Annotated in this window: 17 protein-coding genes; 6 read left to right on the plus strand and 11 right to left on the minus strand. The window is 69.4% G+C overall.

Translation table 11 applies throughout. The features are described 5' to 3' along the window. Positions 1-24 precede the first annotated feature (24 nt). Positions 25-477 (plus strand): PaaI family thioesterase, encoded by a 453-nt coding sequence (locus DA1_RS06330; RefSeq protein WP_034399057.1) that lies wholly within the window; start codon positions 25-27, stop codon positions 475-477. 58 nt (positions 478-535) lie between these two features. On the opposite strand, the gene DA1_RS06335 is transcribed toward DA1_RS06330, so the two are convergent. From DA1_RS06335 to DA1_RS06370, 8 genes are all read right to left on the minus strand, one after another. Then, the gene (locus tag DA1_RS06335; RefSeq protein ID WP_034397687.1) at positions 536-1,081 is read right to left on the minus strand and encodes a hypothetical protein; all 546 of its coding nucleotides are present in this window, start codon (positions 1,079-1,081) and stop codon (positions 536-538) included. A gap of 138 nt (positions 1,082-1,219) precedes the next feature. Further along, complete coding sequence (locus DA1_RS06340; protein WP_034397686.1) at positions 1,220-2,287, minus strand: Bug family tripartite tricarboxylate transporter substrate binding protein; 1,068 nt, start codon at positions 2,285-2,287, stop codon at positions 1,220-1,222. Between the two features lie 187 nt (positions 2,288-2,474). Continuing rightward, positions 2,475-3,347: an HpcH/HpaI aldolase/citrate lyase family protein gene (locus tag DA1_RS06345; protein ID WP_034397685.1), complete on the minus strand. Its 873-nt coding sequence runs from the start codon at positions 3,345-3,347 to the stop codon at positions 2,475-2,477. A gap of 23 nt (positions 3,348-3,370) precedes the next feature. Next, entirely contained in the window at positions 3,371-4,378 is a 1,008-nt protein-coding gene (locus DA1_RS06350) for a tripartite tricarboxylate transporter substrate binding protein BugD (RefSeq protein ID WP_034397683.1), read from the minus strand. 103 nt (positions 4,379-4,481) lie between these two features. Next, entirely contained in the window at positions 4,482-5,846 is a 1,365-nt protein-coding gene (locus tag DA1_RS06355; RefSeq protein ID WP_012202139.1) for an MmgE/PrpD family protein, read from the minus strand. Positions 5,847-5,887: 41 nt separating this feature from the next. Next, on the minus strand, positions 5,888-7,090 hold the full coding sequence (locus DA1_RS06360) for a CaiB/BaiF CoA transferase family protein (protein ID WP_034397681.1): 1,203 nt from the start codon (positions 7,088-7,090) through the stop codon (positions 5,888-5,890). Positions 7,091-7,231: 141 nt separating this feature from the next. Beyond that, a complete protein-coding gene (locus DA1_RS06365) occupies positions 7,232-8,398 on the minus strand; it encodes an acyl-CoA dehydrogenase family protein (RefSeq protein WP_034397680.1) in 1,167 nt (388 codons plus the stop codon). Positions 8,399-8,428: 30 nt separating this feature from the next. Continuing rightward, complete coding sequence (locus tag DA1_RS06370; RefSeq protein ID WP_034397679.1) at positions 8,429-9,334, minus strand: HTD2 family dehydratase; 906 nt, start codon at positions 9,332-9,334, stop codon at positions 8,429-8,431. A gap of 207 nt (positions 9,335-9,541) precedes the next feature. Between DA1_RS06370 and DA1_RS06375 the strand changes: the two genes are divergently transcribed. The 5 genes from DA1_RS06375 to DA1_RS06395 all read left to right on the plus strand — a co-directional run bounded on the left by DA1_RS06375 (position 9,542) and on the right by DA1_RS06395 (position 14,930). Further along, entirely contained in the window at positions 9,542-10,459 is a 918-nt protein-coding gene (locus DA1_RS06375) for an SDR family NAD(P)-dependent oxidoreductase (protein WP_013800088.1), read from the plus strand. 13 nt (positions 10,460-10,472) lie between these two features. After that, a complete protein-coding gene (locus tag DA1_RS06380) occupies positions 10,473-11,366 on the plus strand; it encodes a MaoC family dehydratase (RefSeq protein WP_034397678.1) in 894 nt (297 codons plus the stop codon). Between the two features lie 212 nt (positions 11,367-11,578). Continuing rightward, positions 11,579-12,388: an enoyl-CoA hydratase/isomerase family protein gene (locus tag DA1_RS06385; protein WP_013800086.1), complete on the plus strand. Its 810-nt coding sequence runs from the start codon at positions 11,579-11,581 to the stop codon at positions 12,386-12,388. Beyond that, a complete protein-coding gene (locus tag DA1_RS06390; protein WP_034397677.1) occupies positions 12,385-13,686 on the plus strand; it encodes an acetyl-CoA hydrolase/transferase family protein in 1,302 nt (433 codons plus the stop codon). Before DA1_RS06385 ends, DA1_RS06390 begins: the two co-directional genes overlap by 4 nt. Before the next feature lie 35 nt (positions 13,687-13,721). Beyond that, complete coding sequence (locus tag DA1_RS06395) at positions 13,722-14,930, plus strand: acetyl-CoA C-acetyltransferase (protein WP_013800084.1); 1,209 nt, start codon at positions 13,722-13,724, stop codon at positions 14,928-14,930. A 10-nt stretch (positions 14,931-14,940) separates the two neighbouring features. Here the strand turns inward: DA1_RS06395 and DA1_RS06400 are convergent, their stop codons facing one another. Genes DA1_RS06400 through DA1_RS06410 form a run of 3 tightly spaced genes read right to left on the minus strand, consistent with a single transcriptional unit; the run spans position 14,941 to position 18,220 of the window. After that, positions 14,941-15,948, minus strand: coding sequence for a Bug family tripartite tricarboxylate transporter substrate binding protein (locus DA1_RS06400; RefSeq protein WP_034397674.1), 1,008 nt, complete (start codon positions 15,946-15,948; stop codon positions 14,941-14,943). Next, complete coding sequence (locus tag DA1_RS06405) at positions 15,945-16,964, minus strand: NADPH:quinone oxidoreductase family protein (RefSeq protein WP_034397673.1); 1,020 nt, start codon at positions 16,962-16,964, stop codon at positions 15,945-15,947. Before DA1_RS06405 ends, DA1_RS06400 begins: the two co-directional genes overlap by 4 nt. 32 nt (positions 16,965-16,996) lie before the next feature. Then, positions 16,997-18,220 (minus strand): CaiB/BaiF CoA transferase family protein, encoded by a 1,224-nt coding sequence (locus DA1_RS06410; RefSeq protein WP_174549370.1) that lies wholly within the window; start codon positions 18,218-18,220, stop codon positions 16,997-16,999. Positions 18,221-18,268 lie beyond the last annotated feature (48 nt).

Here is an 18,268-nt window from a genome sequence, read left to right on the forward strand (position 1 = left end):
GCGCCCAATGCGATGATCATGTCCATGAATACACCCATCAAAGACCACCCGGCCAACCCCTTCGAAGGCGAGGCGCCCGGCATCCTCTTCGGCCTGCCCATGCCCATGGCCCGCGCCATGAAGCTCAGCGGTGAACGCATCGGCGAGGACCGCGCCCAGATCCGCATGGGCTTTCAACCGGATCAGGCCAATAGCCGCGGCGACGTGCACGGCGGCGCCATCGCCTCGCTGCTGGACTGCGCCCTGGCCTCGGCCTGCCGCTCGCATGACCCCACGGCCTTCGGCGTGGCCACCATCGATCTCACGCTGCACTACGTCTCGGCCGGCAGCGGCGATCTCATCGCCACCGCCCACTGCGAGCGGCGCGGCCGCTCCATCAGCTTCGCGCGCGGCGAAGTGCGTTCCGAGGACGGCACCCTGGTGGCCCTGGCCACCGGCACCTTCAAGCTGATGGCGCGCAGCCCGGCACAGGCCTGAGCGTAGGGCACACGCGGCGCCGGATGGCGCCGGACGGCACTTGCGTGCCGCCGCGTCGTCAGAGCCGCTTTTCCTTGGCCTCGATCAGCTTTTGCATCAGTTCGCAGACCTGCCGTGCCTGTTCCTGGGTGATGTCGATGTTCTCGATCACCGAGCGCTTGAACTGGATGCCGTTGACTACGCCGCTGTTCTCGATGAAGCCCAGCGTCAGGGTGCGGTTCAGGAAGTAGATGACGGCGGCGATGCCCCAGCCGATCAGCATGACCACCAGGCCTGCAAAGAAGCTCTGGGCCATCATGGACCCGCCCATGAACAGCGACAGGGCACCGATGCCCAGCGCCGTCTTCCAGGGTTTGTGATAGCCGTAGTAGGTGGAGCAGATGCCCTGCAGCGGGATCAGGCGCGACTGGGTGCCCGACAGCGAGGCGCTGCTGAACTCCAGGCGCTCGCTGCCCACGCGGATGGTGGTGGTGGGATCGATGTTGACCTTGGACAGGATCCAGGCGACCAGGCCGCCTTCGCGGCCTGTGATGGCAATGTGGTTGCCCTTGTCGTCTATGGGTTGCTCGCTGGCCTTCCAGGCCTTGATGACCAATGCACTCACGGTAATACCCTCTCTTGAATGTTTGAGAAACCACGGGCTGTCCCGTCATGGCATTGCACCACCGGGGCCGCCTGAGGAGGGGCGATTACAGCACAGGGCATGAGTGCAGCCTTGGGCAACCAAGGCCGCTGTGCGCCATCAACCGGGTTGCACCCCCGCCGACTGCAGCAGCCGCCCCCAGACCGGAGCCTCCTGCGCCCAGGCCTTGCCGAAGCGCTGGGGCGTGTCGTCATCCACGGGCACGAAGCCGGCGGCGATGATGCGGGCCGTGCCTTCGCGGCTGGCCACGGCGCGGTTGGAGATCTCGCCCCATTGCCGCGTGAGGTCGGCCGGCAGGCCACTGGGGCCGGCGATGGCCAGCCAGCCGGACAGTTCCATGGCCTCGTGGCGGTAGCCGGCCTCGGCAAAGGTGGGCACCTCGGGCAGCAGGGGCACGCGGCGCGTGCCGGTGACGGCCAGGGCGCGCAGCTTGCCTGCATCGATGTAGGGCTTGAGCGTGAGCAGGCTGCCCATGCCGATGGGGATGCGCCCGCCCAGCATGTCCTGCACCATCAGCGCCTCGCCCCGGTAGGCCGCATGCGCCATGCCGGCACCGGCCATGTCGCTGAGCACGGCGCAGGCCAGGTGGCCGTGCGAGCCTATGCCGTAGGAGCCATACGAGAGCTTGCCCGCGTTGGCCTGGGCCCAGGCCATGAATTCGCGCAGGTTGGTGGCGGGCACGTCGGCCGTGACCACCAGGGCGATGGGCGCCATGCACACGCGCGACAGGGGCGTGAGGTCGGTCAGCGGGTCGTAGGCGGTCTTCTTGTAGAGGTATTTGTTGGTGAGCATGGTGGAGGTGGTGCCCAGCAGCAGGGTGAGCCCGTCGGGCGCGGAGCGGACCACCATCTCGCCGCCGATCAGTCCGGCCGCGCCGGGCTTGTTGTCCACCACCACGGTCTGGCCCAGCTGCTGGGCCATGCGCTCGCCCAGGATGCGCGCAATCACGTCGGTGGCGCCGCCCGCCGCAAAGGGCACGACGATGCGCACGGGCCGTGTGGCAAAGCCGGCCTGCGCCAGCACGCTGGCGGGCCCTGCCGCCGCGGCGCCGGCCGCCAGGGCCAGCGCCTGGCGCCGATTCAATCGGTTGTTAAGTCGGTTGTTCAGTCGGTCATTCAATTGGCCGTTGAATCCGCTGTTCGATGCCGTCCCCGAGATCACTGCCATCACACGCTCCTTTGGCTGGGTGCCTCCATGGGTGGAGATACCGGATCAAGAAACCGCCGTCTCGAAATCAATCGAGTTGGCCAAGCGTATTCGAGGCAGATGGATTCACCATCAGGGAAATCATTGGACTTTTTGCACCATAATCAGAAAACTCTGAGTGCAAAACGGTCTTTCAGTCTCATTTTGATCAAGATCGTGCTGCAGATCTCTGTTGCGCCCAGGCATGGCGCAGCAGCACCTGTTCGGCCTGCTTGAGCACGGGCGCATCGACCATGCGGCCGTCCAGCACGCAGACGCCGCCTCCGGCCTCGGCCAGGGCCTGGCGCAGGCGCTGCGCGTGGGCCACGGCCGCTGCATCGGGGTCGAAGACGGCGTGCAGGGGCTGGACCTGGGCCGGGTGGATGCACAGCTTGCCGCCAAAGCCCATGCGCCGCGCGCGTGCCGCGTCCTGGGCCAGCCGCTCGGGGTTGCGCGTGTCCACCGTCACGCCGTCCACGGCCGCGCCAATGGCGGCGCGGCGCGAGGCCAGGACCAGGGCCATGCGCATGGGCAGCAGTTCTTCCTCGCCCTGGTCGCAGGCCATGCCCGCATCGACCTGGAAGTCCAGGTGGCCGAAGGCCAGGCGCACCACCTGGGGCGCGGCAGCCAGTGCGTCGGCCGCGTCCAGGCCGGCCACGCTTTCGATGAGGGGCAGCACGGCTGCCCGTGCGCCCGCAGCCTGGGCCACCGCATGCAGGGTCTGGGCGCGCTCGGCCTTGGAGACCATGGCGCCGGCCACGCCCTGCTCCACCAGCTGCGCCAGCGCGCGCAGGTCATCCGCATGCCAGGGCGTGCCTTCGGCGTTGATGCGCACCAGCAGGCGGGCACGGGCCGGGCCTTCCAGCGCACCCACGGCCTGGGCCAGCGCCTGGCGGGCGCCGTCCTTGTCGGCCGGGGCCACGGCGTCCTCCCAGTCGGCGATGACCATGTCGGCGCCGCTGTCCAGGGCCTTGCCCAGGCGCTCGGGCCGCGTGGCGGGGACGAAGAGAAAGGAAGTGGCCTGTCGCGCCAGATCGTGCATGCGGATGTCCTTGGGAGAGCGGTTTATTCGGCCGAGACGCCTGCGGCCTTGATGACCTTGTCCCAGCGCGCCACCTCGGCCTGCAGGTGGGTGCGCAGGCCTTCCGGCGTGGCCTTGTCGGGCGTGACCAGGTCGGAGCTGAGTTCGGCGATGCGCTTTTTGACGTTCTCGTCCTTGATGGCCACGTTCAGCGCCTTGTTGATGGCCATGACCACGTCCTTGGGCGTGCCCTTGGGCGCGTACATGCCGTGCCAGACCTTGACGTCGAAGCCCTTGAGGCCCTGCTCGTCCAGCGTGGGGATGTCGGGCAGCGAGGACAGGCGCTTGGGCGTGGTCACGCCGAAGACCTTGGCGCGCTGGCCGTCCTTGATCACGGGCACGGTCTGCGTGGTCTGGTCGCACAGCAGGTCCACCTGGCCGCCCATGAGGTCGTTCATGGCCGGGCCTGCGCCCTTGTAGGGCACGGTGGTGAGCTTGACGCCCGCCTGGTGCATGAACAGCATGCCGCACAGCTGGGAGACGGCGCCGATGCCGGCATTGGCCAGCGAGACCTTCTCCTGGTTCTTCTTCACGTAGTCCAGCAGCTCGGCAAAGTTGTTGGCCGGGAAGTCCTTGCGCGACAGCAGGGTCATGGGCACGTCCAGCACCTGGCCGATGTACTCGAAGTCCTTGAGCGGGTCATAGGGCAGCTTCTTGTACAGCGCAGGTGCCGTGGCCATGCCCATGTGGTGGATGAGGATGGTGTAGCCGTCGGCCTTGGCCTTGGCCACGCGGTTGGGCGCAATGGTGCCGCCCGCACCCACGGTGTTCTCGACCAGCACGCTCTGGCCCAGCACCTGGCCCATGGGCACGGCCAGCAGGCGCGCCACCACATCGGTGGGGCCGCCAGCGCTGTAGGGCACGACGAGGACGACGGGCTTCTCGGGCCAGGCCGCGGCCAGGGCGCCGGTGGTCGTCCCGCCGGCGGCAAGGGCGCAGGCGGCGGCCGCTGCGTAAACGAGGCGGCGGCGGAAAGAAGTGGTGCGTTGCATGGTTTGTCTCCTGTGCACTTTGGTGGAAGCGGGAGGCGCTCTGTGGTGGCGCCTTTCCCATGGATTCGCCGGCCGGGGCCGGCGCGAAAACTCAGTCAAAAACTCAGTCAAGCAGGCGCTGCACGCGCGGCCAGTGCGCGATCTGCCACAGCCGCGCTACGGCGGCCTGGGCGGGGTCGTCCTGCAGGGCACCGCCATAGGCGATCAGTCGCAGCGCCTTGGCCGTGATCTCCTCGCGCGACAGCGTGTTGCCCGGATCGCCCTTGGGCTCCTCGACACGGCCGTGCAGCGTGCGGCCATCGGTGGTGAGCACGGTGACCTTGCCGATCCAGCGCTGCGGGTAGGCGGCATCGACCTCAGGGTCCAGCACCATGCCCACCTTCTCGCGCAGGGCCACGGTGGTGGCAGCCAGGTATTCGTTGTCGAACTCGTCCAGGCCCGCATGGCCGTGGCGCGCGGCCAGCGCCAGCACCGTGCCCATGGAGAACTTGCTCTGGTGCACCGTGCCGGGATCGACCACGGGGCCCAGCACGTCGATGGCGCCCTGGTGCACGTGGCAGGTGACCTGCGCCAGGTCGGCGGGGGCCAGGCCGTGGTCCTGCATGACCTGCAGCAGCGCGTCGGCGGCCGGGTGCGTGTGGCGGCAGGAGGCATGCCATTTGAACGAGGTCTCGGCCGTGGCCCAGCGCGTGCCTATGCCATCCGTGAGGCGCGTGGGATCGGCGTCCGTGGACATGCCTGCCGCCAGGCCCTGCGGTCCGGTGAAGATGTCCTGCGCACCGGTGAATCCGTCCCGGGCCAGGTAGGCCGACATCAGGCCCGCAGCGGCCGCATGCGCCGTGTGCAGCTGCTTGCTGTCGGCGCCCGTGCGCAGGAACTCCCACAGCCCTGCCGACTGCGTGCCCGCCGAGCCGAAGGCATGCTGCATCTGCGCGGGCGTGAGGCCCAGCAGCCGGCCCACGGCGGCCGCGGCGGCCAGGGTGCCGGCCGTGGCCGTGGTGTGGAAGATGCGGTAGTGGCTGCGGCCCAGGAACTCGCCCACGCGGATGCCGACCTCATAGCCGGCCACGCAGGCGGCCATGAGTTCGGCGCCGCTGGCGCCGATGCTCTGTGCCACGGCCAGCGCGGGCGGGAAAACCACGGCGGCGGGGTGGAAGACCGAGCCGTTGTGCACATCGTCCTGCTCGGCCACATGCGAGGCCGCGGCATTGGCCAGGGCCGCCATCATGGGCGAGGTGGTGTCGGCACTGCCCAGGATCTCGCTAGGCCCCTGCGCTGGTCCCTGGGACAGCGCAAAGCGCGTGATGCTCTGCACGGGGCGCGCGCCCTGGCCTGCGAGCACGGAGCCGAACCAGTCCACCCAGAGGTCTTCGGCGCGCTGCTGAACGGCGGCGGGAACGTCGTCCCAGCGCAGCGAGGCAGCGAATTGGGCCAGCGGATGGATGCTCACTTGGGTGTCGTTTTTCATGGGTTGGGTCTCCGGCGCATTCTTGGGCATGCGCCCTGGTTTCAGGGGGCGGTTTTTCCCGGGGGCGGGCACAGGGCACTGATGCGCTCGGCGCTCCAGCCCAGCTCGGCCAGGATGGCGGCGCTGTGCTCGCCCACGGCGGGCACGGCCTCCATGCGGTAGTCGAAGGCGCTGTTGGCACCGGGAGGCAGCAGCGCCTGCACCGGACCGGCCGGCGTGTCCACGCTGCACCAGCGCTGGCGTGCGGCCAGCTGGGGATGGGCCCACAGGCCGGCCATGTCGTTGACGCGCGCATTGGCAATGCCGGCCGCATCCAGCCGCTGCACCACCTGGGCGGCATCCAGCGCGTTGAACACGCCCAGGATCAGCGCACGCAGCTCCTCGCGGTTGGCGTTGCGGCGCGCATTGCTGTCGAAGCGCGCGTCTGCAGCCAACGCGGGCTGCAGCAGCACCTGTTCGCAAAAGAGCTTCCACTCGCGTTCGTTTTGCAGGCCCAGCATCACCGTCCCCCCGTCACCGGCCTCAAACGGCCCGTAGGGATAGATGCTGGCATGCGAGGCGCCGGTGCGTGGCGGCGGCGGCGCGCCGTCGAAGGCGTAGTACATGGGGTAACCCATCCACTCGCCCAGCGCCTCCAGCATGGACACGTCGATGTGGCTGCCCTCGCCCGTGCGCCCGCGCAGCAGCAGGGCCGACAGGATGTTGGTGTAGGCGTACATTCCGGCCGCGATGTCGGCCACCGAGATGCCGGCCTTGGACGGCACCTCGGGCGTGCCCGTGACCGAGAGAAAGCCCGCCTCGCTCTGGATCAGCAGGTCGTAGGCCTTCTTGTCGCGGTAGGGGCCGTCTGCGCCGTAGCCGCTGATGTCGCAGACGATGAGGCGCGGAAAGCGCTGGCGCAGCGCCGCATAGGACAGGCCCATGCGCGCGGCCGCGCCGGGCGCCAGGTTCTGCACCAGCACGTCGGCACCCTCCAGCAGCTGCAGCAGCGCCTGCATGGCCTCGTCCTGCTTGAGGTCCAGCGCCAGGCTCTGCTTGCTGCGGTTGATCCAGGTGAAGTGCGAGGACTGGCCCTGCACGCGCTGGTCATAGCCGCGCGCAAAGTCGCCGCTGCCGGGCCGCTCGACCTTGATCACGCGCGCGCCCAGGTCGGCCAGCTGGCGCGTGCAAAACGGTGCGGCCACCGCATGTTCCAGCGAGACGACGGTGGTGCCGTCAAGCGGCCGAAGACTTTGCTTTTTCATCTTGGAAATCCATTGCACTTTGGCGCCGCCTGTGCAACTGGCACGGCCCAAGGCCAGGGACACCGAGGAAGGGCCGCCCCGCCCCGAGGGTGTCGTCCCCCTTTGGGGGAAGGCGCGTAGCGACTCAGGGGGTACTTCATTTCAGAACGAGCGGGGGAGACCGAGGATGTGCTCGGCCACGTAGGAATAGATCAGGTTCGTGGAGATCGGCGCCACCTGGTACAGGCGCGTCTCGCGGAACTTGCGCTCCACGTCGTATTCGCAGGCAAAGCCGAAGCCGCCGTGGAACTGGATGCAGGCATTGGCCGCCTCCCAGCTGGCCTTGGCCGCTAGGTACTTGGCCATGTTGGCCTGGGCGCCCATGGCCTGGTTGGCGTCGAACATCTCGCAGGCCTTCCAGCGCATGAGGTTGGCGGCCTCGACCTCGATGAAGGCATCGGCAATGGGGAACTGCACGCCCTGGTTCTGGCCGATGGGGCGGCCGAACACGTTGCGGTCGCGCACATAGTTGGTCACGCGGTCCAGGAACCAGTAGCCGTCGCCAATGCATTCGGCCGCAATCAGCGTGCGCTCGGCGTTGAGGCCGTCGAGGATGTACTTGAAGCCCTTGCCTTCCTCGCCGATCAGGTTCTCCTCGGGGATTTCCAGGTTCTCGAAGAACAGCTCGTTGGTCTCGTGGTTGACCATGTTGGGGATGGGGCGCACGGTCAGGCCGCTCTTTTGCGCCTCGGCCAGGTCCACCATGAAGATGGACATGCCCTCGCTCTTTTTCTTCACGTCGGCCAGCGGCGTGGTGCGCGCCAGCAGGATCATCCAGTCGCTGTGCTGCACGCGGCTGATCCAGACCTTCTGGCCGTTGACCACGTAGCGGCCATCCTTCTTGACGGCGCTGGTCTTGATCTTGGTGGTGTCCGTGCCCGTGGTGGGCTCGGTCACGCCCATGGACTGCAGGCGCCATTCGCCCGAGGCGATGCGCGGCAGGTATTTCTCCTTTTGCGCCTGCGAGCCGTGGCGCAGCAGCGTGCCCATGTTGTACATCTGGCCATGGCAGGCGCCCGAGTTGCCGCCGCAGCGGTTGATCTCTTCCATGATCACGCTGGCCTCGGTCAGGCCCAGGCCCGAGCCACCGTACTCCTGCGGGATCAGCGCGGCCAGCCAGCCGGCCTTGGTCAGCGCGTCCACGAAGGTCTCGGGATAGGCGCGCTGCTCGTCGATCTTGCGGAAATACTCGTCAGGGAACTCGGCGCACAGCGCACGGATGGCGTCGCGGATTTCGGGGAAATTGTTGGAAAGCGTGTGTTCGATCATGGTGGTCTCAAGGCTCGGTGTTCAGGGGTCTCAGGCCAGGGTGGCTTTTCCGGTCATGGTCAGCCAGCCCTCGTGGTCTTGCGCCCAGAGTTCGACGGTCTTGCCGTCCGCAGAAGGCTTGCCGTGCACGCTGAAGGCATGCAGGTCGAAGGTGGGGCGCACGGCCTTGAACTCGAAGGACAGCACGCGCGCCTGGGGCAGCTCGCGGCGCAGCAGGTCCAGCAGCAGGGTGGCGATCAGCGGGCCGTGCACGATCAGGCCCGGATAGCCTTCGACACCCGTGACGTAGCGGCGGTCGTAGTGGATGCGGTGGCCGTTGAAGGTCAGGGCCGAGTAGCGGAACAGCAGCACGTCGTCGGGAACGATGGTGCGCGACCAGGCTTGCTGGCCGTCCAGCGGCGGCTTCTGGGGCGTGGGCGCGGGATCGCCGGGCTGGGCAGCGGCGCGGTAGACGATGTCGTGCTCCTCGGTCAGCGCCAGGCCCTGGTCGTTGCTGTAGGCATGCTCGACCAGCACGAACAGCAGCTCGCCCGAGCGGCCGCTCTTGTGGCTGACCGAGCCGATGGTGGAGCGGCGCTGCACCTTCTGGCCCACCTGCAGCGCGTTGCCTGCCTCCCAGCGCAGGCGCCCGCCGGCCCACATGCGGCGCGGCAGCGGCACGGGCGGCAGAAAGCCGCCACGGCGCGGGTGGCCGTCGGGGCCGATCTCGCTTTGGCGTGCATGGGGCAGGAAGTACATCCAGTGCCACAGCGGCGGCAGCGCCGTGCCGTCGGTGGGCTCAGGGTCTTCCCTGTCCAGCGTGGCCGACAGCGCGGCCACGGGCGCGGCCGTGATGCTGTCTGCCAGGGTTTCGCTGCGGCCCTGCCAGGACTGAAGGTGCGCCAGCGCGGCGGCGTCGAGGGTGTCGGTAGCTTGCTTGTCTGTCATGGCCGCCATGGTCGGTGCAAGCGCGGCGGCCCGCAATCCGCGTTTTCTTAAGCAAGCCTTTGGCCGCGCTGAAGGCTGGGCCGGCGCGGCCTGTCCGCCCCTGCTTTCATTCCCGCGAAGTCCGCCCTTGTGATTGGCGAATGGCGCAGCCCGGCGTTTGCCGGCATCCTTGGTCCCGACTTCTTTCCAACGAACACTGAACGGGGACGACAGGCCATGGCGCAGAAAATGATGCAGGACAAGGTAGTGGTGGTGACGGGTGCCGGCGGCGGCATCGGGCGCGACATGGCGCTGGCCATGGCGGCCGAGGGCGCCAAGGTGGTGGTCAACGACATCGGCACCTCCACCACGGGCGAGGGCACGGACGCCGGCCCGGCGCAGAAGGTGGTCGATGAGATCAAGGCTGCAGGCGGCCAGGCCGTGGCCAACACCGACAGCGTGGCCGAGGCCGCCAGCGCGGGCCGCATCGTGCAGTGCGCCGTGGACAGCTTCGGCCGCATCGACGGCGTGGTCAACAACGCCGGCATCCTGCGCGACCGGTTCTTCCACAAGATGAGCCTGGACGAGTGGGACGCCGTCATCAAGGTCCACCTGTACGGCAGCTACTACATGAGCCGCGCGGCCGCCAACCATTTCAAGGAGCAGGAAAGCGGCGCCTTCGTGCACATGACCTCGACCTCGGGCCTGATCGGCAACCTGGGCCAGGCCAACTACAGCGCGGCCAAGCTGGGGCTGACGGCCCTGTCCAAGTCCATTGCGCTGGACATGCAGAAGTTCAACGTGCGTTCCAACTGCATCGCGCCGTTCGCCTGGAGCCGCATGATCGGCTCCATCCCCACCGACACGCCCGAGCAGCAGGCGCGCGTGGCCAAGATCCAGCAGATGACGCCCAACAAGATCGCCCCGCTGGCCGTCTACCTGCTGTCCGACGCGGCCCGCGACGTGAACGCCCAGGTCTTCGCCGTGCGCAACAACGAGATCTTCGTCATGAGCCAGCCGCGCCCGCTGCGCTCGGTGCACCGCAGCGAGGGCTGGTCTCCCCAGTTCATTGCCGAGCACGGCATGCCTGCGCTCAAGGCATCGTTCGTCCCCCTGGACCGCTCGGCAGATGTCTTCAGCTGGGACCCGATCTGACCGGAGCTGATTCATGGCCATCAGTTACCAGCACCTGAAACAGCGCCCCTTCGAGCCCGTGCGCCAGCACTATGGCGAGCGCGACACCATGCTCTATGCATTGAGCCTGGGCCTGGGCAGCGACCCGCTGTCGGATGCGGCCCTGCCCTTTTTCTACGAAGGGGCGCCCGGCGGGCTGCGCGCCCTGCCCTCGCAGGCCGTGGTGCTGGGCTATCCGGGCTTCTGGGCGCGCGACGCCGATACGGGCATCGACTGGGTGAAGCTGCTGCATGGCGAGCAGCGCATGCGGCTGCACCGCCCGCTGCCGGCCAGCGCCGACGTGGTGGGCCACAACCGCATCACGCACCTGACGGACAAGGGTGAGGGCAAGGGCGCCATCATGGTCACCGAGCGGCGCCTGGAGACCGCCGGGGGCGAGCTGCTGGCCACCGTGCAGCAGGTCAGCTTTCTGCGCGGCGATGGCGGCTACAGCCTGCTGGACGGCGGCCAGCCCAGCGACGCGCCCCTGGCGCCGCTGCGCCCCACGCCGGAGGACCGCGCTCCCGACTTCACCGACACCCAGGCCATACGCCCCGAGGCCGCGTTGCTGTACCGCCTGATGGGCGACTACAACCCGCTGCATGCCGACCCGGCCGTGGCGCGCAAGGCCGGTTTCGAGCGGCCCATCCTGCATGGCCTGGCCAGCTACGGCCTGGTGGCCCATGCCGTGCTGCGCCAATGCGGCGACCGCAATCCCGCGCGCCTGAAGGCGCTGGATGTGCGCTTCACCTCGCCCGTCTATCCCGGCGAAACCCTGGTCACCGAGATCTGGCGCACGCCCGACCAGCCCTGCCAGCGGCAGTTGCGCGCCCGCGTGCTCGAACGTGACAAGGTCGTTCTGAGCCACGGCTACGCCGAACTCGCTTGAATGGATCACCCCCTGAGTCGCTGTGCGCCTTCCCCCTCTCTCGCTTCGCGGGAGGGGGACGACACCCTCGCTGCGGGGCGGCGCGGCCGGCCCAGGCCCTTGCTCGGTGTCCCTGGCTTGGGACATGCCGATTTGGACGCCTCGTCAAAGGTGCGCATAGGAGCAAGCAAGACATTCCAGCTTTTGATCTCAAAGAATCCAACCTCGGCACCATGACTACATCACCTGAAACCTCCCCCGTATTGACCTCCGTCCAGGACGGCATAGGCACGATCACGCTGAACCGGCCCGAGGCCCGCAACGCGCTCAACCAGGCCATGCGCCCGGCCCTGGCCGCCGCCGTGGCGCAGATGCGCGATGACGCGCAGGTGCACACCGTCATCCTCACGGGCGCGGGCGGCGCTTTCTGCTCGGGCGGCGACATCAGCCAGATGATGGATGCCAGCCAGGCCGGCCTGCCCTGGCGCCAGCGCATGCGCAGCCTGCACCAGTGGTTCCCCGAGCTGGTCAACCTCGAAAAGCCCGTGATCGCCGCCGTGGACGGCCCGGCCTTCGGCGCGGGCCTGAGCCTGGCGCTGGCCGCCGACTTCGTGCTGTGCACGCGGCGCGCGAAGTTCTGCGCCGTGTTCGGCCGCATCGGCCTGGTGCCCGACCTGGGCGCCATGCACATGCTGCCGCGCATCGTGGGCCTGCAAAAGGCCAAGGAGCTGGTCTTCACCGCGCGCACCGTGCAGGCCGAGGAAGCCAGGTCGCTGGGCATGGTCTACGAGATCGTGGAAGACGGCGAGGCCCTGCAGGCCGCCGCCGTGGCGCTGGCGCGGCGCTTCGGCGAGGCATCCACGGCCGCCATCGGCATGGCCAAGACGGCCATGAACCAGGCCTTCGAGCTGGACGCACGCGCCATGGCCGAGCTGGAGGCCTATGCCCAGACGATGTGCCGTGGCTCGGACTACCACCAGGAGGCGGTGCAGCGCTTCAAGGACAAGCAGCCCACGCGCTTCGACTGGGACCGCGCGCCATGAGCGTGCTGTCGCCGGACGCCCTGCAAGAAAGGCTGCAGGCCCTGATCCGCCCCGGCGACACCCTGTGGTGGGGCCAGGCCACGGCCGAGCCGCTGACGCTCACGCGCGCCGTGGTCGCGCACCGCCATGCACTGGCCCGGCACGGTGGCCAGGGCCGGCTGCGCGTCTTCGTGGGCATGGGCGCATCGGACACGCTGCAACCGGCGCATGCCGACGCCATCGACTTCTTCGGCTACGCGGCCGGCGGCCCCCACCGCGCGCTGGCCCAGGCCGGCGTGCTCGACATCCTGCCCAGCCACTACTCCCACCTGCCCGGCCTGATCGACGAGGGCCTGCTGCCTGCCGACGTGGTGCTGCTCCAGGTCTCGCCACCCGATGCACAAGGCCGCTACAGCCTGGGCCTGGTCCATGAATACCTGCCGGCCGCCATACGCAAGGCGCGCGTGCTGATCGGCGAAGTCAACCCCGCCATTCCGTGGACGCACGGCAGCCTGCACCTGCAGGCCGGCGACTTCGCCCTGCTGGTCGATGCCGAACACCCTCCGCTGGACCAGGCGCGCAGCGCGCCCGGCCCTGCCGAACAGGCCATTGCCGGCCATGTGGCCGCCCTCATCGAAGACGGCGCCACGCTGCAGGTGGGCGTGGGCAACCTGCCCGAGGCCGTGCTCGCCGCCCTGCACGGCCACCGCGACCTGGGCCTGCACAGCGGCGCCGTGGGCGACGGCATTGCAGCCCTGGCCGAAGCCGGCGTGCTGACCCACGCGCGCAAGAGCCAGGACCGCGGCGTGGGCATTGGCGGCATCCTCATGGGAGGCGAATCGCTCAGGCGCTGGGCACACCGCAACCCCGCCCTGCAGCTGCGCGAGACGCGCTACACGCACGACCCCGAGGTGCTGGCCGCCAGCCACAGGCTGGCCGCCATCAATTCGGCGGTGGAAGTGGACCTCACGGGCCAGATCAACTCCGAGGTGGCGGGCGGCGTCTACGTGGGCGCCGTGGGCGGCGCCGTGGACTTTCTGCGCGGCGCGGCACGCAGCCGCGGCGGCCTGCCCATCATCGCCCTGCCCGCCACGGCCAGGGGGGCCACGCGCATCGTTGCGCGGCTGTCCGGCCCCGTCAGCACGCCGCGCAGCGATGCCGGCCTCATCGTCACCGAACACGGCGTGGCCGACCTGCGCGGCCAGACGCTGTCGCGCCGCGTGAAACGGCTGATCGACATCGCGGCACCGGAGCACCGCGCCGACCTGGAACAACAGGCACATACCCTGCTGCGCCAATGCGGCGCAGCCTTTTCCTGATCCACTGATCCACTGATTCCCAAGGAGACAACGCCATGCGCAGAGCCGCCATCGTCACCCCCCTTCGCACGCCCGTGGGCACCTTCGGCGGCAGCCTGCGGCCGGTATCGGTCGAGGAGCTGGCCGCCACCACGGTGCGCGCCGTGGTCGAGAAAAGCGGCATCGACCCCGCACGCATCGACGACGTGGTCTTCGCCCAGTCCTACGCCAGCAGCGAGACGCCCTGCGTGGGCCGCTGGGCCGCGCTGCAGGCCGGCCTGCCGGTGACGGTGCCGGGCATGCAGCTGGACCGGCGCTGCGGCGGCGGCCTGCAGGCAGTGGCCACGGCGGCCATGATGGTGCAAAGCGGCGCCGCCGACGTGGTGATCGCAGGCGGCGTGGAGAGCATGAGCAACATCGAGTACTACAGCACCGACATGCGCTGGGGTGCGCGCTCGGGCAATGTGCGCTTCTACGACCGCCTGGACCGCGGCCGCGAGCGCTCCCAGCCCGTGGAGCGCTTCGGCAAGATCTCGGGAATGATCGAGACCGCCGAGAACCTGGCGCGCGACTACGGCATCAGCCGCGAGGCAGCCGACGCCTACGCCGTGCGCAGCCACCAGCGCGCCGCCGCTGCCTGGGAGGCGGGCCGCTTCGCCGACGAGATCGTCCCCGTCAAGGTGCCCCAGCGCAAGGGCGACCCCGTGCTGTTCACGCGCGACGAAGGCTTTCGCGCCGACGCCACCACCGACAGCATGGGCAAGCTGCGCGTGCTCATGCCCAATGGAACGGTCACGGCCGGCAACGCCAGCCAGCAGAACGACGCCAGCGCCGCCTGCCTGATCGTGGCCGAGGACCGGCTGGCCGAACTGGGCCTCACCCCCATGGCCACCCTGGTGGGCTGGGCCGCCGCAGGCTGCGAGCCCTCGCACATGGGCATAGGCCCCGTGCCCGCCGTCAAGAAACTGCTGGCGCGCCTGAACCTCACGCTGGACCAGATGGACCTGGTCGAACTCAACGAAGCCTTTGCCTGCCAGGTGCTGTCCGTGCTCAAGGGCTGGGAGTGGAACGACCAGGGCGCCATAGACCACAAGCTCAACGTCAACGGCTCCGGCATCTCCCTGGGCCACCCCATAGGCGCCACCGGCGTGCGCATCCTGGCCACCCTGCTGCACGAGCTGGAGCGCCGCAAGGGCCGCTATGGGCTGGAGACCATGTGCATCGGCGGCGGCCAGGGGATTGCGGCGGTGTTCGAGCGGGTGTGAGCTTTCCGCCTCAATCCGCCCGCGCCCCCGAAGCCTTCACGATCTCTTCCCACTTGCGGGCCTCTGCCTGGATGTAGCGCGCGAACTCGGCGGGCGTGGAGCCGACGGGCTCGGCGCCCAGGCGGCGGTATTGCGCTGCGATCTGGGGTTCGGCAAGCACGCGGCGGGACTCGGTCCACAGTTTCTGCACCACGTCCTGGGGCGTGTTCTTCGGCGCCCACAGTCCGTACCAGGTGCTGGTGCGAAAGCCCGGCATGCCGGCCTCTTCCATGGTGGGCACATCGGGCAGGGAGGGCGAGCGACTGGCCGAGGTGACGGCCAGCGCGCGCAGCCGGCCCGAGGCGATGAAGGGCATGGCCGAGGGCATGGAGTCGAACATGAGCTGGATCTGCCCGCCCATCAGGTCGGTCAGGGCCGGCGAGCTGCCCTTGTAGGGCACATGCTGCATCTGCGCGCCGGTCTTCAGGCGGAACAGCTCGCCCGACAGGTGCTGGGACGAGGCATTGCCGGCCGAGCCGAAGTTCACCTGCCCGGGATGGGCCTTGGCCCAGGCGATCAGCTCCTGCACATTGCGCACCGGAAGCTGGCTGCCCACGACCAGCACCAGCGGGACATCGACCAGCTGCGTGACCGGCTCGAAATCGCGGAAGGCGTCATAGGGCGCGCTGGCATAGACGTAGGGATTGATGACGTGGATGGAGGCATTGACCAGCAGCGTGTAGCCGTCGGCCGGCGCCTTGGCCACCAGGGCCGCGCCGACCATGCCGCTGGCGCCGGCCTTGTTGTCCACCACCAGGGGCTGGCCCAGCGCCTCGCCCAGCCGCGTGGTGACCACGCGCCCGACCACGTCGGTAGGCCCGCCGGGTGGATAGGGCACGACGACGCGGATGGGCGCCTTGGGATAGCCCTGAGCCCCGGCGGATGGCTGCGCGCCTGCGGTTCTCCATGCGGCCAGCGCCGCCGCGGCGCCCAGCAGGGTGCGGCGGGAAAGCGCGGGGCCTGTGCGTTGCGTTGTCATACCTTGTCTCCTTGAATGGCGAGTGCGAGCTTGCCGGTCACGTTGCGGCCGTGCAGCGCATCCAGCGCAGCCGGCAGTTCATGCATGGCGAAGACCTGGCTGACCTGGGGATGGATGCATCCCCGGGCCGCCCAGTCGAGCAGCGTGGCAATGACGGGCTGCAGCTGCGCCGCGAAGGCCTGGCGTTCGTCGGCCGGCGTCCAGCCGATGTAGCGGCCGTAGAAGAAGCCGTGCAGCGTGAGGTTCTTGACCAGGGCCAGGTTCATGGGCACGGCGGGAATGGCGCCGCTGGCGAAGCCCACGCTCAGCAGCTGCGCGTTCTGCGCAGCGGCGCGCAGTGCCTGCAGCAAGAGATCGCCCCCCACGGGGTCGAAGACCAGGGAGGCGCCCCGGCCCTGCGTGGCCTGCTTGACCTGGGCGGCCAGGTCCTGCGGGGTGACTGCCTGGTGCGCGCCGCGGCGCAGCGCATCGGCGCGCTTGGCCTCGGTGCTGGCGCAGGCGATGACCTGCACGCCGGGCGTCTGCCGGGCCACTTCCACCGCCGCGGCGCCCACGCCCGAACCGGCGCCCAGCACCAGCACCACATCGCCTTCCTGCAGGCGCGCGCGCCAGTGCAGGGCCGTGTAGGCCGTGCCGTAGGACAGGGGAATGGGCAGGGCCTGCAGCCAGGGCATGCCCGCAGGCAGGCGGTAGACGGTGGATGCATGCACCACCGTTTCCTGCGCAAAGGCACCCCAGTCGGCAATGAAGGCCACGGCATCGCCGGGCTGCAGGTGCTGCACCGCGCTGCCGCATTCCAGCACGCGCCCCACGCCTTCGGTGCCGGGCACGAAGGGCAGCGGCGGGCGCCGCTGGTAGCGGCCCTCGATCAGTAGGCCCGTGGCGTGGCTGACGTTGGCGTAGGCCACGGCAATCCGCGCCTGGTGCGCGCCCAGGGGCTGGCCGGGCCGGTCCATGGACTGCAGGCTGACCACCTCGTGCGGCGCGCCGAATTGATTGCAGACCAGGGCCTGCATGCGGGAGTGCGGGGATGGGGATGCCGGGGCGCTCATGCCATTTCCTCCGCCGCGCACTGGCGCACAACCTCACTGTCTATCAGTTGATCGATCTCCTGCGGCGTGCAGCCGGCCTCGGCCAGGATCTGGCGCGTGTGCTCGCCCGTGCGCGGCGCGGCGCCAAGGGATGCACCGCAGGCTGCTGCGTCTGCCGGCCAGGGTGATGCCGCATACAGCAGCGGCCCGAACCCGGGCTGCGCCAGCGTGGCGAACGATGCGCGGTGCACGGCCTGGGGGTGCGCCACCACGTCGGCCAGCGTGCGCACGCCCGCATGCAGGGCGCCCTGCGCTGCCAGGCGCTGCTCCCAGTGGGCGCGCGGCTGCTGCGCCAGCAAGGCCTGCAGCCCGGCATGCAGCACATGGCGGTGGGCCATGCGGCCCGCATTGGTGGCAAAGCGCGCGTCCTGCAGCCAGTGCGGCAGGTCCAGCGCGCGGCACAGCCGCTCGAACTGGTCGTTGTTCAGGGCCAGCACGGTGATGAAGCCATCGGCCGTGGCGAACACGCCGTTGGGGGCGCTCACGCCTTCGGCGGGCAGGCCGCCGCGCAGCGTGTCTTCGGCCAGCACCGTGGATTGCAGGGCGCAGCAGACCTCGAACAGGTTCAGCTCCACATGGCGCCCGCGCCCGCTGCGCGCCTTGCCCAGCAGGGCCGCCGTGCAGGCCTGTGCGGCGTAGACGCCGGCTGCGATGTCGGCCAGCAGCAGACCCACGCGCTGGGGCTGGCCCTGCGCGTCGCGGTTGCTGGTCATCAAGCCCGTGTCCGCCTGCATGACGGAGTCGGTGGCGGGCCGGTCCGCATACGGCCCCGTGGGTCCGTAGCCGCTGATGGAGACGTACACCGGGTCCAGGCCGGCCGCGCGCATGCTGTCGTAGTCCACGCCCATGCGCTGCACGACCTGGGGGCGGAAGTTCTGCACCACGATGTCGGCCTCGCGCGCCAGCCGCAGCAGCAGCGCGCGCCCCTGGGCCTGGCGCGCATCGACGGCAATGCTGCGCTTGCCCGCGTTGTAGGTGGCCGACAGGCTGCTGTGCCCATCGCGCGAGATGCCCACGTGGCGCGCCCAGTCGCCTTCGGGCGGATCGACCTTGATCACCTCGGCGCCCTGGCGCGACAGCAGGTGGGTGCAGTAGGGGCCGGCCACGCCCTGGCTCAGATCGAGCACACGGTAGTGCGCCAGGGGCGCCGGCGGCGCGGTTTGCAAAGCTTCTTGGTTCACGGTCTGCGGCCTTTCGCCATGGTTTCCTCCATGCTAGGGAGGCAGGGC

Source organism: Delftia acidovorans NBRC 14950, from assembly GCF_001598795.1.
Classification (GTDB): domain Bacteria; phylum Pseudomonadota; class Gammaproteobacteria; order Burkholderiales; family Burkholderiaceae_C; genus Comamonas; species Comamonas acidovorans.

Coding starts and splice junctions, on each gene's coding strand:
- DA1_RS06380 (WP_034397678.1), top strand. CDS start 10,473: ATGGCCATCAGTTACCAGCACCTGAAACAGCGCCCCTTCGAGCCCGTG.
- DA1_RS06350 (WP_034397683.1), bottom strand. CDS start 4,378: ATGCAACGCACCACTTCTTTCCGCCGCCGCCTCGTTTACGCAGCGGCC.
- DA1_RS06390 (WP_034397677.1), top strand. CDS start 12,385: ATGAGCGTGCTGTCGCCGGACGCCCTGCAAGAAAGGCTGCAGGCCCTG.
- DA1_RS06370 (WP_034397679.1), bottom strand. CDS start 9,334: ATGGCGGCCATGACAGACAAGCAAGCTACCGACACCCTCGACGCCGCC.
- DA1_RS06400 (WP_034397674.1), bottom strand. CDS start 15,948: ATGACAACGCAACGCACAGGCCCCGCGCTTTCCCGCCGCACCCTGCTG.
- DA1_RS06330 (WP_034399057.1), top strand. CDS start 25: ATGAATACACCCATCAAAGACCACCCGGCCAACCCCTTCGAAGGCGAG.
- DA1_RS06375 (WP_013800088.1), top strand. CDS start 9,542: ATGGCGCAGAAAATGATGCAGGACAAGGTAGTGGTGGTGACGGGTGCC.
- DA1_RS06355 (WP_012202139.1), bottom strand. CDS start 5,846: ATGAAAAACGACACCCAAGTGAGCATCCATCCGCTGGCCCAATTCGCT.
- DA1_RS06365 (WP_034397680.1), bottom strand. CDS start 8,398: ATGATCGAACACACGCTTTCCAACAATTTCCCCGAAATCCGCGACGCC.
- DA1_RS06345 (WP_034397685.1), bottom strand. CDS start 3,347: ATGCACGATCTGGCGCGACAGGCCACTTCCTTTCTCTTCGTCCCCGCC.
- DA1_RS06405 (WP_034397673.1), bottom strand. CDS start 16,964: ATGCAGGCCCTGGTCTGCAATCAATTCGGCGCGCCGCACGAGGTGGTC.
- DA1_RS06360 (WP_034397681.1), bottom strand. CDS start 7,090: ATGAAAAAGCAAAGTCTTCGGCCGCTTGACGGCACCACCGTCGTCTCG.
- DA1_RS06340 (WP_034397686.1), bottom strand. CDS start 2,287: ATGGCAGTGATCTCGGGGACGGCATCGAACAGCGGATTCAACGGCCAA.
- DA1_RS06395 (WP_013800084.1), top strand. CDS start 13,722: ATGCGCAGAGCCGCCATCGTCACCCCCCTTCGCACGCCCGTGGGCACC.
- DA1_RS06385 (WP_013800086.1), top strand. CDS start 11,579: ATGACTACATCACCTGAAACCTCCCCCGTATTGACCTCCGTCCAGGAC.